Genomic DNA, 13,435 nt, shown 5'->3' with positions numbered 1-13,435 from the left:
ACGGAGGACCGGAGCGCGTCACACGGACGCGTCAGTAGTCGCCCTCGCCGCCGCCGCTGTCGCCGTTCGACTGGAGCTCCTTGAGCGCCTCGGCCAGGTTCTTCGGCCAGCCGGCGCGCGTGGGCTTGGGGTCCGCCGACGGCACGTAGACCTCCGCCTGTCCGTCGCCGAGCACGTTCACCCACGCGAGCACGCGCGTGGTGCCCGGCGTCGCCAGGGGGATTCGCACCATGCGGCGCACCTCCTGCGGCGTGCCCTCGAACAGCGACAGGTTCAGCGTCGCCACGGTGTGCGCCTTGTCGCCGCTGGGCCAGTAGTTCGTCGCCACCAGGTACACGCCCTTGGGCGGCGCGCGGTGGATGTAGAGGTACGGGCCGTACGCGGGCTGGTCGAAGTCACCGCCCTGCGAGTTCAGATAGAACGTGCCACCCGACGGGCTCGCCGTGTCCGCCCAGTACACGTGCGCCATGGACGAGATGGTCAGCTGGCCGTCCTTCACGCTCGAGTCCGTGGGCTCGTAGACGTGCAGGTCCGTGTACACGCCATCCGTGTCACTGGTCAGGATGACCTTGAAGGGCACGGGCGGGACCTGCGCGTAGCTGGTCGCCTGAGCGCGCGCGGTGCCCGCCTGGTTCGTGGCCATCACCGTGACGACGTTCTTCCCGCTCGCAGCGGGGAAGCTGCGGCTGAAGCGCCCGTTGAACGTGCGCATCAGGTAGCGGTCGCCGTTGATGGACACGACGACGGGGTCGATGGTGGCGTCGCTCACCGTGCCCTCGATGAGCATCATGCGGTCCACCGTCCAGCCGCCGGAGGGCGCGCTCAGGCGCACCGTCGGCAGCGTCTTGCCCTTGCCGATGGGCACACCTTGCTGGCGCGGGTTGGCGGCGGGCGGCGTCTGCGACAAGAGCAGGGCGAGGATGACGGGAAGCATCACGCGTCCTTGATAGGAAATGGGCCCGACAGAGGTGTCGGTGACGGGCAGACTGCGCCCCCTCCACCTTCCATTTCAAGTCGCCTGCCAATCGTCAATAGGGGCGGAACCTCGCGGATTTCCGTCGATGCGCGTCATGGGCGCGGGCAGGCAACCACGCGCGCAGGCGCCGACGAGGGCCTTCTGCCGCACCCGGAGTCCAGGCAGACTCATGCCCCTCGACAGGGGGAGCGACGCGATGATTCAAGGGCTTGATCACATCCAACTCGCCATGCCCCCGGGCGGTGAGCCTCGCGCCCGCGCCTTCTACGGCGAGCTGTTGGGACTGAGAGAGATTCCCAAACCGCCAGAACTCGCGAAACGCGGCGGCCTCTGGTTCGAGCTCCCGGACGGGCGCGGGTTGCACCTGGGCGTGGAGGAGCCCTTCGTCCCCGCGAAGAAGGCGCACCCGGCCTTCCGCGTGCTCACCCTGGACCTGCTGGCCGAGCGCCTGTCCCAGGCGAAGGCGCCGGTGAAGTGGAGCCACGAGGTGCCCGACGTGCGGCGCTTCCACGGCGAGGACCCGTTCGGCAACCGGCTGGAGTTCCAGGAGCACCCGAGCGAGCACAAGCTCACCGAGGACGAGGTGCTCGCCGTGCTGTACGCGCTGGAGAAGGAGGAGGTCACCATCCCGACCGCGCAGCGCCTGCGCGCGGAGGAGGCGCCCAGCGGGGGCGTGCCCTTCGTGTGCTCGAACGGATGGTGCTTCGTCATCTTCAGCGACGCCTTCGAGTGGGACTACATCCTGCGCGTCACCGCGCCGGACGGGCGCTGGCTGGAGTTCGCGGACATGATGGGCGAGCCCGGACAGCCCAGTCCCATGCCCCGGCTCGCGGACTACCGGCCGCCGGCCCAGATTGGACTCGACGTGTGGGGGCTGTTGGGCGAGAGCGAAGAGGTGGGTGAGGCGCGCCGCGTGCGGTAGTGTGCGGCCTTCGCCGAGAACCCCGACCCGGAGCGCTCGATGCCAACCCTGATTCCCGCCCCGTTGCGCGTGACAGCCGTGGGCAACAAGCCGAAGCTCATCCACGAGTTCGTGGGCAAGGCCACCACGCGCACGGGTGACGTCAGCGTGGCTCACATGAACAGCCCCGGTGGGTGGGAGGAGCCGGGGCAGCGGCCCGAGTTCAAGGAAATCACCCTGGTGCTCGCGGGCGTGCTGCGCGTGGAGCACAAGGGCGGCGTGCTCGACGTGCGCGGCGGACAGGCCGTCATCTGCGAGCCCGGCGAGTGGGTGCGCTACAGCACCCCGGAGGCCGAGGGCGCCGAGTACGTCGCCATCTGCCTGCCCGCCTTCTCCCCCAAGACGGTCCACCGCGACGACTGAGCGCTTCAGCGCGCGTTCACCATCGTCACGAAGAACTCGCGCAGCGCGCGGAACAGCCGCTGCGTGACGCGCTCGTACCAGGCCTGGTCCTCGTCGGACTCGAAGAACTCGTCGTTCCACGAGCCCATGCCGCCGAACACGTCCGCCAGCGAGCACGCGAAGAGTCCCCGCAGGCGCTCCTCCGACGAGGGGAACACCTGGAACAGCGTCACCAGGGAGAAGCGGCGCTCGAACACGTCCCACGCGCGCTCGCCCAGGCCCTCGGCTCGCAGCGCCTCGCGCACGGCGGCCAGCCGCTCGGGCGTGGCGTCGCGCAGCTGGAAGCCGGTGTTCTCCAGGACGAAGCGCGCCAGCCGGAACGCCTCCGCGAAGGGTGAGCCCTTGCGCGCGGCGAACTCCTCGGTGTCCCTCAGGCTCGACAGCAGCTCCGCGCGGGTGTCCGTCGTCGCGCGCGGCGACAGCAGCGGCGAGCGCGCCACCTTCAGCGCGTTGAAGAGATACATCTGGTAGCGGGCGTCATTGGGTGCCAGCCGCAGCCGCTCGCGCTCCGGAATCATCCCCGGGTCCCGGGCGCGCTCCTCCTTCGTGGGGCCCATGGACTTGACGCGCTCGCGCAAGCCGTCCGGGATGAGGAGCTCCGCGCCGCGCGCCTTGCACGTCATCTGGAGCTCCTCCATGAGGTTGCCCATGGGGATGCCCTGCGTCTTCTCCTCGGGGCCCTCGCGCAGGAGCACGCGCAGGGACTCGCCGGTGTGGGGGGACTCGCCCTCCGGCAGGAAGCGGTTGAGGTTCTCCGCCGCGCGCGCCCAGACCTGCTCCGCGAAGGGCTGCGCGTCCGTCAGCGTCGCGAAGTCCTTCGCGGCGTCGGGGCTGGCCAGGTACACGCGCTCGTCGGAGGGCACGAACTCCGACAGGCGCTCCGGGGGCAGCAGGCCGCGCTCGAAGTCGTCCGGGTCCAGCGTGCGGAAGAACGGCTGGAACGCCTCGGTGAGCACCACCTGCGCGCCGCCGCGGAGCACGGCGGACTGCAGCTCCTTGAGCAGGTCTCCGCCGAGCAGGTCGAACAGCGCGGAGCCCTCGCGCGAGGCCAGGTAGTCGGCCACCTGGGACGGAGCGACGGCGGGGCGCTGGTTCAATAGATTGGAGTCCGTGATGACGCGTGAGAGCGCCTCCAGGACCTTCTCGGGGTGGGGCTGGGCGCGCGCGAAGTCCACGAACTGCCGCGGGGTGATGAGCGACGCGCTGCTGAAGACGACCTCCAGCTGGTACAGGTTGTTGCCGCGCTGGGTGCGCACGTCGAGCACCAGCGCCTCCGAGTTGACGAAGGCCGCGGCCACGTGGTCCGGCATCTCCCCGGGGCCCATGCCGCCCAGGTCCATGGCGCGCACGCTCACCAGCTCCTCGCCGTCGAGCACCTCGCGCCACGCCTCCAGCGGCAGCTCGCGTCCCTCCCTGGTGCGGGCGCCCACCGAGTACGTGCCTGGGACCTCCAACAGCCGCAGCGTCCACCCCGAGCCCAGCTCCGTCTCCAGGCGGGTCAGGACGTCCAGCCACCGCTCCTTCTCCACGCGGAGCAGCGACACGGTCAACGCCAGCACCAGGTCATCCAGCTTCATGCACGTCCTCTCCCGGAACCCGCGGGCCTTCCGGCCCACGCGTCCCTCCCATCACGGGCACCCGTCCCCCTTCGTTATCCCATGCCCTCGCGCCCGCGTGGGCACGTCTGTTCCCCCGAGTGTCGGGCGTCGACGCTCCCGGGGCTGGGGGCGCTAGGCTTGACGGCGGCGCGTCAGGCGGGTCTCCACCGCGCGGTCCTCGCGGCCCTCGGGCCAGATGTTGAAGGACTGGAGGACGAGGGTGTCCGCGTCGGGCTGGTGAATCACGGTGCGCCAGCCCCACTGCTGCTTCTGGGTGACGCCCTGCTCGTCGCACATGCTCGCGGTGTAGCCGCCGAGCACGGACACGTGGCCGTCCTCCCGGGGCGCGCCGGTGGAGAGCATCATGTTGGCGCTCATGTGGAAGCTGTCCACCCAGGCCGCGGTGAAGTGCTCCTCGGTCTTGTCGAAGCCGAGGATGAGCTGGCCCGCGTGCGGCTTGCCCATGGCGGTGGAGTGGTAGTCGACGCGGACGAAGCGGCCGCCGAGCAGCGGTTCGATGCGCGCGTGCGTGCGGGACTCCTCGGGCGTGGCGGTGGGGTCGAACCAGGTACGCGTGGGGCCTTCCCAGTCGCCCGTCATCCGGTGCAGCAGTTGGTGCTGCGGCCCTGCGTCGAACTGCGTCGTGGGGGCGTTGGTGGCGTTCCAGTCCTGGCTCATGTCCCTTCGTAACCCGGGGCCGTCCCCTCGTCACCCTCGCCCGTGTCATCATCGCTGCCCACCCAGGAGCGTCCTTGAGCAACCCCGCCACCTCCTTCGTCGAGCTGCTCTCCGGTCTGCACGCGGGCTTCACCGCCGAGGGCCTCGCCGTCCCCGAGCCCGCGGCCTGGCCCGAGTCCCCCGCCGAGGCCGCGTCGGCGCTGTTCTCCCTGGCTGCGCGCACGGGGACGTTGGTGTTCTCGGTGTGGGCGGACGCGGAGACGGATGAGGCCGGCGCGTCGTTCTTCCTCCCGGTCGCGGACGCGCCTGGGCATGAGGGGTTGCTCGGGCAGCAGCGCAAGCCCGTGCGTCAGCCGTTCGCGCGGCAGCTGCATGCGCCGCTGGCGCGGGCCATCGCGGAGCTGTCGAAGCGGGGGCGGGACACGGCGCGTCCCGCGCGCGGCACGGTGACATCTCCGTTCGACGTGGAGACGGACCCGGAGGTCCTGTTCTGGGTGACGTTCGCGGACAGCGAGGTGGCGCCGAGCATCGTCGCCCATGCGCGAAGCCGGCAGCTGCGCGCGGACCAGCCGGCGTTCTCCACGCTGAGCCTGGGACGCGAGGAGGCGGTGTATCTCTCGGAGCGGTTCCTGCGGCTGGACTCGCTGTTCCAGGGGACGCCCGTGGTGTTCTCGGGAGAGAAGGGCACGGGGCGCAGCACGTCACTGCACGCGGTGATGGAGGTGCTGCCGGACTTCACGAATGTGCTCGCCGCGCTGGAGCAGCCGAGGTCGGCGGATGCGCGGCTGGGGACGGCGCGCGTGGGGGAGTCGATGCCGCTCGCGCAGGTGCTGCGCGCGTTACTGCGGCAGGACCCGGATGTGGTGCTGGCGGACGAGGCGCGGACGGTGAAGGACCTGGAGCTGCTGCTCAACTGCGCGCTCACCGGACACGCCACCGCGTTCGTGCTCGAGGCGGCGAGCCCGGAGGGGGTGCTCGAGAAGCTGCGCGAGGCGATTCCAGGGCTCCCCGTGGCGCCGCTCATCGTCCACCACTCGCGCGAGACGTCGGGCGCGCTCCGGCGTGAGGTCTACACCGTGCGATACGGTGACGATGGGAAGGGGCTCGTCGAAGCGTGGCGCGCGTCCGCTGGAAGCTGAGGCAACGCGAGCTCCGCGCTCGCCCGCAGCGGCGCACCGGGCACATGGCCCCGGGGGCCGCCAGCGCGTGCGGAGGATATCGCCCCCTCGCCTCCGAGGGCAGCTTCCCTTCACGAACGAGGGGCTCGCCACTAACACGGTGTCGGATGGATGGGGCCCTTCGCTAGACTCCGGTCTACCGCGTGAGGGAAGGGGGAATGGACATGCCGGACGCAAGTCCAAAGGACGACGCCGCCGACACGAGGCTCTTCGCCTCCGTCGTCGACGCCCGCTCGCGAAGCACCGCCGACACCACGCGCACCTTCTGGGTGGCCCCCCTCGTGGTGGCCCTCCACGCCCTCCTCCTCGTCGGCCTCGACAGCATCTGGCACGGCTCCACGCGCACCCCCACGCTCACCACGAAGGACGAGGACACCCTCGTCCTGCGCCTGCTCGCCGCGCCACCTCCGCCCCCGCCCGCCCCCGCCGCCACCACGCCCTCCGCTCCGCGCCTCGCCACCGCCCGGCGCGCCCGACCCTTCCCCAAGCCCACCCTCTCTCGACCCCAGCACCCACGGCCCGAGACACCGCCCGTCATCGACCCGCCCGTGGCCCGGCCCCAGGTCGCCGCGCTCGACACCGTCGCCGCCGCCACACCCGGGGGCGTCTCCGGGGGCGTCGCCGGGGGCATCATCGGCGGCATGGTGAACAGCGTGCTCGTCGCGAGCAGCGCGGGCCTGCTGCCCGTCACCCCTCCCCCGCCCACCGCCGAGCAGCGCGCCGCCTGGGAGGAGGACTACTTCGAGGTGATGTTCCGCGACCGCTTCGAGAACGTGCGCTACCCGCACCAGGCCGCCATGGCCGGCATCGAGGGCCGCTTCGCGCTGCGCATCACCGTCGGCGCCCGAGGCCAGCTCCTCGCCCTCTCCATCGTCGGCCGCTGCCCCCACTACGTCCTCTGCGACGCCGCGATGGCCGCCGTGCGCGAGGCGGCCCCCTTCCCGCCGCCTCCGTCCGCGCTCGGCCCCCGCGTCACCGTGGAGCTGCCCTTCAACTACCACCTGCGCTGACCGGCGCCGGCGCCCACACGCGCAGCGCCCGACACGCACGCCACCGCGCCAGGCTCCACTCCGGCCAGGACACGTCCTCGCACGCCCGGGCCCGGAACTCGTCGCTCAGCAGCCTCGTCGACGACAGCCCCCGCACCAGCTCCGGAACCGCGTCCAGCGAGAGCTCGTGCAGATACCCCACGTCCACGCTCGCCTCGCCCGCCCCTTGCGCCAGCTCCCGCGCCAGGTTGTGCCGGACGATGAGCGCGTCCGGGTTGATGACATTCACCGTCACCACCGCCCCCAGCGCCGCGGCGAAGGCCCCCACCGCGAAGCGCTCCGGCCGCCACCACAGCGTCACGCCGCGCCACGCGAGCACCCCGCCCAGGAACACCATGAACACGTGCGTGAACACCCGCAGCCGCGTGTACCCGAAGGCATCCTCGTACATCCCCAGCCGCTTCATCGCCGAGGCGAGGATGGCCACCGTCAGCACCGTCATCACGCTCGCCGCCACCTGGAAGGCCACCTTCGCCTTCGCCGTCCCGCGCACCGTCCACCGCGCCAGCCCCATGATGAGGCACAAGGTCAGCATCGACACGAGCAGCAGCTCGAAGAAGCCCCGGCGCGCGTACTCCGCATACGAGTACCCCGGCGCCGGCGCCACCGCGTCCCCCACGAAGAGGTACGCCACCTGGAAGCGCACGAACACCAGGAACAACACATCCACCGCGATGAGCAGCGTCAGTGCCTCGGTGAGCCCCAGCCACGCCCGCCCCTCGCCCACCTCCTCCTCGCCTGGCTCCCTCCTCGTCCGGCGCCGCAGCGCGTGCCCCACCAGCGCCGCCGTGACGCTCGCCGAGAACAGCACGCCCGACACCCGCCCCACCCCCTCCTCCAGCACTGTCCCCACCTCCAGCGCCATCACCCGCTCCAGCGCGGAGGCGAACGCCGCGTCCGCCGACCCGAGCAGCAGCAGGAACACCCCCACCACCGGCAGCGTCAGCACCAACCCGCGCAGCAGCGGGAAGACCCCGGGCGCCCTCGCCATCGCTCCGCGCAGGTCCACCGCCTCGCGCACCATCGCGGGCGGCTGCACCAGGCTGCGGAACACCGTGGACACCACCACGCCGGGGTAGTCCCCCAACGCCAGCCGCTCCACGCGGCCTGCGGCCCAGAAGTGCGCCACCAGCGCCAACAGCGCCCCCACCGTCAGCAGGTTCAACAGCTGGAGCCACGGACTGTCGCGCACCGCCATGAAGCCCGCGACCACCAGCAGCGGCGTCAGGAGCCACGTGTTCGGCGCGGCGCGCTGCCAGCCCTCGCGGCCCCCCACCCCGAGCAGCGCGCCCACCAGCGCCAGCACCACCAACGGGAACGACACACCCCAGTGCTCCCGCCCCAGGAGCACCTCCGCGAGCACGCCCACTGCCAGGGCCACGCCGAGCGTGCGCCGGGGCGCGAAGGGCTTCACCCGGGGCCGGACGACGGGCTCCACGGGAGCGGCGCTCCTGGCGGTCGTGGGAACAGCAGGCAAGGACGATGACATGACGGCGCACCCCGGACGGACGTCGGCTGAAGACGTCCGCAGGATGCGTCCTGCCCGTGCACGCCGGGCTTCGGAGCGGGCGAGCGGTCGCCCGCGCCACCTGGCCGGCCTACGTCCCCGGCTGACCGGCCTTCAGCCACCCCTCGCGCTCCAGCAGCCCCACCACGCGGGCGGCCACCTCGTCGCGGATGCGGTGCACCAGCACCTCCGACTTGCCCTGGGGGTCATCCAGCGGCCAGTCCTCGCGCTTGAGCCCCGGCACGCTCGGGCAGGCCTCGCCACAGCCCAGCGTGATGAGCCAATGCGCGTCCTTCGCCAGCTCGTCCGTGAGCCGCTGGGGTCGGGCGCCCGTCAGGTCCAGGCCCGCGTCGCGCATGGCCTCGAGCACCTCCGGGTGCACCTGCTCGCCAGGCTGCGTCCCCGCGGAGATGGCCCGCGCCTTGTCCGGGTCCGCCAGCACGTTGAAGAACGCCGCCGCCATCTGCGAGCGACCCGCGTTCCGCACACAGGCGAAGATGACCTTGTTCATCGCTACGACTCCTCCTGGTCCCTGGCCGCGCCGCGCCCCTCCCCCGCGCGACGCTCGTCATGAGGGCATCCCCTCATGGGCTGCCCCGCGCGGAAACTGACACATCCCGTGAAGGGATGCTCGCAAAGAGAGCGGAAAGGCCCTTGTCTGTCTGTATGGGTTGGTAAGGCCACAGCGGACAGCCCGGGGGTGTCTGCCCTGCCCCATTGGTCAACGCTCGTCTGCGGGACACCGGGCCCCCCGCAGGAGAGGATGCATAGGTTCAGGCGACGACCATGCACCCGATTCCCACATGGCTCTGGGGCGTCTTCTGGGCTGCGGTGTTGACGCTGCTCGTGGTGGACCTGCTCGGACACCGGGGCCACCACGGCGAGTCCCGCCGGGCGGCCTGGATGTGGACGGGCGTGTGGGTGACCGCGGGCCTGGCTTTCGGCGGGCTGGTGTGGGCGGTGCTCGGCCCTCACGCGGGCCAGGAGTACCTGGCGGCGTGGCTCATCGAGAAGAGCCTCAGCCTGGACAATGCCTTCGTCTTCCTCGTCATCTTCCAGAGCCTGTCGGTCCCCGTGCGCGCGCAGCACCAGGTGCTGTTCCTGGGCATCTTCGGCGCGCTCATCTTCCGCGCGCTCTTCATCTTCGTGGGGGCGGCCGCGCTGGAGCGCTGGTCCTGGGTGTCCTACGTCTTCGGCGCCATCCTGCTGGTCACCGCCTGGCGCGTGCTGCGCGAGGACCCGGCGAAGCAGCGGGACAACCGGGCCGTGAGCTGGCTGTCGCGTCACCTGCCGGTGACGCAGCACCTGCATGACAAGAAGTTCATCGTCCGTCGCGAGGACGGCCGCCGCGTGGCCACGCCGCTCCTGTTGGCGCTCTTGGGCCTGGAGCTGACGGACATCCTCTTCGCGGTGGACTCGGTGCCGGCGGCCTTCTCCTTGACGAAGGACACCTTCATCCTCTACAGCTCCAACGCCTTCGCGATTCTGGGCTTGAGGGCGCTGTACCTGGTGCTGGCGGGCACGCTGGGCAAGCTGCGCTACCTGCACTACGGGCTTGCGGGCGTGCTTGCGTTCGCGGGGCTGAAGATGGTGGTGACGCCCTGGTTCCACGTGCCGCCGCTGCCGTCGGTGCTCGTCATCGTCGCGCTGGTGGGCACCGCCGTCGTGGCCAGCGTCATCGCCCGCCGCCGGGAGGCCCCGGCCACCCCCCAATAAGGAGGGGCCGGAGCCGGACGCGACAGCGCGGCGTCAGTCCTCGACGCCCGCGCCCGCGCCGGACAGGTCGTCCGTGGCGTCGCCGAGCACGAAGCCGTCGAAGGCCGCGTTGGCCATGACCTTCACGCGCTCCTCGTGCTTCTTGATGAGCGCCATGTTCGCCGCGGCGGCCTTCTTGGACGCCTCCGAGAGCGTCTCGCCGGTGCCGTTGGCGGTGTCCGACAGCGCCTCGATCTGCTCCTCCAGGCCCGTGCGCGCCTCCTCGAGCTGCGCGCGCGCATCGGCGGACAGCGAGCCGTCCTCGAGCTTCTTGTCCAGCTCCGCGACCTGCTTCTCCATGGCCTCCACGGCCTTGGCGCTCATCTGCTGCACCGCCGCCGAGCTCTCCGCCACCATGGACGCGTAGACGGTGGAGGTGATGGTCTGGAACTCGTTGGGCGACATGCCGTGCTTCTTCAGGCTCTCGATGTACGCGGCGCGCACGTCCGCCATCATGCTGCCCAGCAGGTTCATCGCCTCCATCGCGGAGTCGAAGGAGGGCTTCGCGTCCGCCCCCGAGCCGTGCTTGTCCCCGAAGGCCTTGGACTTCTCCTCGTAGGTCTTGAAGACGGGCAGCGACGACTCGCGCACCGAGAGGTACGTCGTCAGCCGGTCCTCCTTCAGCGCCAGCACCTCACCGTCGGCGGGCACCGTGAAGGGGTGGGCCTTGTTCAGCTCCACCAGCTCCTTCTGCTGCGTCTCGATCTTCTTGACGGCCGCCAGGCCGTCGCTCGCCTTGTTCGCGACCCACAGCCCGCCCACCACCATGAACCCGACGATGCCGAGAATGATGACGCCACAGCCGATTCCCACCCCGATGAGGACCTTCTTCATTCACCCCTCCGAGAAAAACGAGTCATGCCCCCCGTGCTATCCGGGTGCGTCCCCAGGAGCAAGTGCGCCATGCCTGCTCGGCAGGTCCGGAATACCCCGTGGAGTCGTCCAGGGCAGGCGAGGCGTCAGGGCCAGGCGGCCACATGCGCCGGGGCGGAGAGCACACGCGGCAGGCGGACCATGAAGAGGGTGCCGTCGCGCGCGTTGGAGCGCACGCGCAGCCGGCCGCCGTGGGCATCGACGATGTGCTTCACGATGAAGAGGCCCAGTCCCAGGCCGCCGCGGCCGTCCCGTGACTCGGGGCGCTCGGCGCGCTTCATGGGCTCGAACAGGCGCGACAGCAGCTCGGTGGGGATGGGGTCGCCCATGTTGTGCACGCAGAGCACCACGGAGTCGCGCGTGCCATGGGTGCGCACCAGCACCGGGCAGTGGCTGGGGCTGTAGCTGATGGCGTTGTTCACCAGGTTGGTGATGACCTGGGCCAGCCGGTCCGCGTCCCACAGGCCCGCGCCGCTGCCGCCGTACTCGAGCTCCAGCGTGCGCTCGGGGTGCGCGAGCCGCACCTCGTCCAGCACCTGCCGCGTCAGCTCGTGCAGGTCCAGGGGACGGGGCTGCATGGGGATGCCCCCGCCCAGCCGGGCCTGGGTGAAGTCCAGCACGTCGCGCAGCATGCGCGTGGCGCGATTGGCGCTGGAGAGGATGCGGTCGATGACCTTGCGCTGGCGCTCGTCCAGGTTCTCGCGCCGCAGGAGCGTGGTGGACGCCATGGTGATGGCGGACAGGGGGTTGCGCAAATCGTGGCCGACGATGCCGATGAGCAGCTGCTCGAACTCGGCGCGGCGCCGGGCCTCCTCCTCCGTGGCGCGCCGCTCGGTGACGTCCTGCATGGCGCCCACCATGCGCAGGGGCCGGCCGGCCGCGTCGCGCACCACCTGCCCCCGGTCCTCGACGACGGCCCAGGTGCCGTCACCCCGGCGGAAGCGGTACTCGTCGCGCCAGTGCTCCTGGCCCTGGTCCATGACGGCCTGCATGTCCCGGGCGACGCGCTCGCGGTCATCGGGGTGGATGCTGAGGGTCCACCAGTCGATGTCCATCGGCGCGTCGTGGGACGCCACGCGGAACTGGTGCAGGGCCAGCTCGCTCCACTCGATGCGCCCGGTGGCCAGGTCCCAGTCGTAGATGACGTCGCTGGTGGCGCGCGTGGCCAGCCGGTAGCGCATCTCCGACTGCCGCAGGACCTCCTCGGCGCGGCGGCGCTCGGTGATGTCCAGGGACACGCCCGACACGCCGCGCACCCGCCCGTCCGGGCCCAGGTCCGGGGAGACGTAGGCCATGAACCACCCGCCGCCGACCTCCATCTCCAGGGAGAACGTCTCGCCCGCCTGCGCGCGGCGCGCGGCGTCGAGCAGCTCCGGCCGGCCCGCGTACACCTCCGCGGTGTTGCGGCCCACCATGGTGCCGGGCTCCACGCCCATGGCCTTCAGGCCCTGTCCCTCGAAGAGGGTGATGTTGCCCACGGCGTCGGTGGCCCACAGCACGACGGGCAGCTCGGTGATGACCCGGCGCAGCCGCTCCCGGGCCTCGTCGCGCTCCTTCTGCGCCAGGCGCGCCTCGGTGACGTCCGTGGAGATGCCGCACACCGCATGCGCCTGTCCGCCCACGCCGGGCAGGGCGAACTTGAGCGAGTGATAGGTATGCCAGCCGTCCGGGCGCCGCACGTGCTCGTCGGACTCCAGGGGCTGGCCGGTGGAGAGGACGCGGCGGTCATTGGCGGTGAACACGTCCGCCACCTCGCGGGAGAACAGCTCGTAATCGGAGTGCCCCACCGCTTCTTCCCTGCGCACGCTGCCGTGGACCTCGAAGGCCCGGTTGACGAAGAGGTAACGCCCCGAGGCGTCCTTCGCGTAGATGGCGGCGGGCGCGTGCTCCAGGATGTCGTGCAGCTTCGTCTCCGTCTCGCGCAGCGTCCGCTCCCGTTGGTGGGAGTGGCGCTGGACCGCGTCCGCGATGCACACGTCGATGACGCGGTTGAGCGCGCGCAGGCCCTCGAAGTCCGGGGCCCACCCCGCGTCCTCCAGCACCTCCACGAGCACCTCCCGCAGCAGGCCGTACTCGCGCACCACCGCGGCGATGTCCGAGCCTTCCCGGGCATGCTCCGCGCCGCGCCCGCCCAGGGCCAGCGGACCGCTCCAATCAGGCGAGACGCTGAGCACGCGCAGCAGCTCCACCACCGAGTCCACCCAGGCCTGGGAGCCCGTCAGCTGCTCGAGGCGTCGGCGCGGGGCCTCGTCTGCCGCCGCACCCGCGCGGGCCTCCCAGCGCCGGGCGATGTCCTCCCGCCGCGAGGACAGGAGGTCCAGCAGGAGGCTGGTGGGCATGGGGCAGGGGTTCATGGGCACGCCCTCCTCCCCCGTCTCGAGCGAGGCCAGGACCGACACGTCCCAGCCACGCAGCGCGCGTCCTCCCGGGGGCGCGCTCGTGCTGGCCCGCCCTTGGC

12 protein-coding genes are annotated in these 13,435 nt (G+C 71.4%); 5 read left to right on the top strand and 7 right to left on the bottom strand.

The window, feature by feature from the left end; translation table 11 throughout:
- Nucleotides 1-31: 31 nt before the first annotated feature.
- Nucleotides 32-934 (bottom strand): DUF2135 domain-containing protein, encoded by a 903-nt coding sequence (locus AC6JA9_RS03155; protein WP_223749851.1) that lies wholly within the window; start codon nt 932-934, stop codon nt 32-34.
- A gap of 238 nt (nt 935-1,172) precedes the next feature.
- Between AC6JA9_RS03155 and AC6JA9_RS03150 the strand changes: the two genes are divergently transcribed.
- Together AC6JA9_RS03150 and AC6JA9_RS03145 are read left to right on the top strand one after the other, a co-directional pair.
- Entirely contained in the window at nt 1,173-1,898 is a 726-nt protein-coding gene (locus AC6JA9_RS03150; protein ID WP_408888285.1) for a VOC family protein, read from the top strand.
- A 39-nt stretch (nt 1,899-1,937) separates the two neighbouring features.
- Entirely contained in the window at nt 1,938-2,300 is a 363-nt protein-coding gene (locus tag AC6JA9_RS03145; protein WP_046710723.1) for a cupin domain-containing protein, read from the top strand.
- Between the two features lie 5 nt (nt 2,301-2,305).
- Here AC6JA9_RS03145 and AC6JA9_RS03140 read toward each other — a convergent pair whose 3' ends face one another.
- Both AC6JA9_RS03140 and AC6JA9_RS03135 read right to left on the bottom strand, forming a co-directional pair.
- Nucleotides 2,306-3,916 carry a hypothetical protein gene (locus AC6JA9_RS03140; RefSeq protein ID WP_473566735.1) on the bottom strand — a complete coding sequence of 537 codons (1,611 nt, stop codon included), beginning with the start codon at nt 3,914-3,916 and terminating at the stop codon, nt 2,306-2,308.
- 153 nt (nt 3,917-4,069) lie between these two features.
- Nucleotides 4,070-4,615 (bottom strand): DUF1579 domain-containing protein, encoded by a 546-nt coding sequence (locus AC6JA9_RS03135; RefSeq protein ID WP_223749848.1) that lies wholly within the window; start codon nt 4,613-4,615, stop codon nt 4,070-4,072.
- A 74-nt stretch (nt 4,616-4,689) separates the two neighbouring features.
- On the opposite strand from AC6JA9_RS03135, the gene AC6JA9_RS03130 reads away from it, so the two are divergent.
- Together AC6JA9_RS03130 and AC6JA9_RS03125 are read left to right on the top strand one after the other, a co-directional pair.
- A complete protein-coding gene (locus tag AC6JA9_RS03130) occupies nt 4,690-5,754 on the top strand; it encodes an ATPase, T2SS/T4P/T4SS family (RefSeq protein WP_497959059.1) in 1,065 nt (354 codons plus the stop codon).
- 203 nt (nt 5,755-5,957) lie between these two features.
- Nucleotides 5,958-6,803 (top strand): TonB family protein, encoded by an 846-nt coding sequence (locus AC6JA9_RS03125; protein WP_497959058.1) that lies wholly within the window; start codon nt 5,958-5,960, stop codon nt 6,801-6,803.
- On the opposite strand, the gene AC6JA9_RS03120 is transcribed toward AC6JA9_RS03125, so the two are convergent.
- Both AC6JA9_RS03120 and AC6JA9_RS03115 read right to left on the bottom strand, forming a co-directional pair.
- Nucleotides 6,784-8,280, bottom strand: a complete 1,497-nt coding sequence (locus AC6JA9_RS03120; protein WP_267698315.1) for a DUF4153 domain-containing protein — start codon at nt 8,278-8,280, stop codon at nt 6,784-6,786. The genes AC6JA9_RS03125 and AC6JA9_RS03120 overlap by 20 nt on opposite strands.
- Before the next feature lie 160 nt (nt 8,281-8,440).
- Complete coding sequence (locus AC6JA9_RS03115; RefSeq protein WP_223749845.1) at nt 8,441-8,860, bottom strand: arsenate reductase ArsC; 420 nt, start codon at nt 8,858-8,860, stop codon at nt 8,441-8,443.
- Between the two features lie 275 nt (nt 8,861-9,135).
- Here AC6JA9_RS03115 and AC6JA9_RS03110 point away from each other — a divergent pair, with 275 nt between their 5' ends.
- Nucleotides 9,136-10,065 carry a TerC/Alx family metal homeostasis membrane protein gene (locus AC6JA9_RS03110; protein ID WP_497959057.1) on the top strand — a complete coding sequence of 310 codons (930 nt, stop codon included), beginning with the start codon at nt 9,136-9,138 and terminating at the stop codon, nt 10,063-10,065.
- A gap of 33 nt (nt 10,066-10,098) precedes the next feature.
- On the opposite strand, the gene AC6JA9_RS03105 is transcribed toward AC6JA9_RS03110, so the two are convergent.
- On the bottom strand, nt 10,099-10,938 hold the full coding sequence (locus AC6JA9_RS03105; protein WP_223749843.1) for a hypothetical protein: 840 nt from the start codon (nt 10,936-10,938) through the stop codon (nt 10,099-10,101).
- A gap of 125 nt (nt 10,939-11,063) precedes the next feature.
- Nucleotides 11,064-13,331 carry a PAS domain-containing sensor histidine kinase gene (locus tag AC6JA9_RS03100; protein WP_497959056.1) on the bottom strand — a complete coding sequence of 756 codons (2,268 nt, stop codon included), beginning with the start codon at nt 13,329-13,331 and terminating at the stop codon, nt 11,064-11,066.
- Between the last annotated feature and the right edge of the window lie 104 nt (nt 13,332-13,435).

The organism is Myxococcus sp. MH1 (assembly GCF_059738865.1).
The sequence above is the reverse complement of the archived record's forward strand: the minus strand, read 5'-3'. Positions and strand labels throughout refer to the sequence as shown.

What these genes read in the sequence shown, in the direction of transcription:
- AC6JA9_RS03155 (WP_223749851.1), bottom strand. Translation starts at nt 934, where the DNA reads ATGCTTCCCGTCATCCTCGCCCTGCTCTTGTCGCAGACGCCGCCCGCC.
- AC6JA9_RS03150 (WP_408888285.1), top strand. Translation starts at nt 1,173, where the DNA reads ATGATTCAAGGGCTTGATCACATCCAACTCGCCATGCCCCCGGGCGGT.
- AC6JA9_RS03145 (WP_046710723.1), top strand. Translation starts at nt 1,938, where the DNA reads ATGCCAACCCTGATTCCCGCCCCGTTGCGCGTGACAGCCGTGGGCAAC.
- AC6JA9_RS03140 (WP_473566735.1), bottom strand. Translation starts at nt 3,916, where the DNA reads ATGAAGCTGGATGACCTGGTGCTGGCGTTGACCGTGTCGCTGCTCCGC.
- AC6JA9_RS03135 (WP_223749848.1), bottom strand. Translation starts at nt 4,615, where the DNA reads ATGAGCCAGGACTGGAACGCCACCAACGCCCCCACGACGCAGTTCGAC.
- AC6JA9_RS03125 (WP_497959058.1), top strand. Translation starts at nt 5,958, where the DNA reads ATGCCGGACGCAAGTCCAAAGGACGACGCCGCCGACACGAGGCTCTTC.
- AC6JA9_RS03115 (WP_223749845.1), bottom strand. Translation starts at nt 8,860, where the DNA reads ATGAACAAGGTCATCTTCGCCTGTGTGCGGAACGCGGGTCGCTCGCAG.
- AC6JA9_RS03110 (WP_497959057.1), top strand. Translation starts at nt 9,136, where the DNA reads ATGCACCCGATTCCCACATGGCTCTGGGGCGTCTTCTGGGCTGCGGTG.
- AC6JA9_RS03105 (WP_223749843.1), bottom strand. Translation starts at nt 10,938, where the DNA reads ATGAAGAAGGTCCTCATCGGGGTGGGAATCGGCTGTGGCGTCATCATT.
- AC6JA9_RS03100 (WP_497959056.1), bottom strand. Translation starts at nt 13,331, where the DNA reads ATGAACCCCTGCCCCATGCCCACCAGCCTCCTGCTGGACCTCCTGTCC.